Origin of the sequence: Pseudoalteromonas sp. bablab_jr010, assembly GCF_016464105.1 — a bacterium.
Taxonomy (GTDB): domain Bacteria; phylum Pseudomonadota; class Gammaproteobacteria; order Enterobacterales; family Alteromonadaceae; genus Pseudoalteromonas; species Pseudoalteromonas simplex.
In genome coordinates this window covers 1-213 of the sequence record NZ_JACDWV010000068.1, presented here as the reverse complement: position 1 = coordinate 213, position 213 = coordinate 1, and the positions used below count along the sequence as shown (strand labels likewise).

Below are 213 nucleotides of genomic sequence, written 5' to 3'. Positions count from 1 at the left end.
TTTTACGAGCGGACGCAATGCGGCAGCCAATGTTGGTGTCACCCCTCGCCAACACTCAAGTGGTGGAAAAGTGCGAATAGGTCATATAGCCAAATACCGTGGCGAGATAACATTACGCAGCCACTTGTTTCTGGGAGCCAGGGCGGTCATCAGTCAGCTAAAGCATCGAGAACCAAAAACGAAAAAAGAACAATGGCTCAAAGCATTAGTTGA

The 213-nt window shown here is 48.4% G+C and carries 1 protein-coding gene; it reads left to right on the top strand.

The features are described 5' to 3' along the window. Positions 1-213 (top strand): transposase (locus JIG37_RS05440; protein WP_199528893.1); only part of this gene is annotated, 213 nt, incomplete at both ends.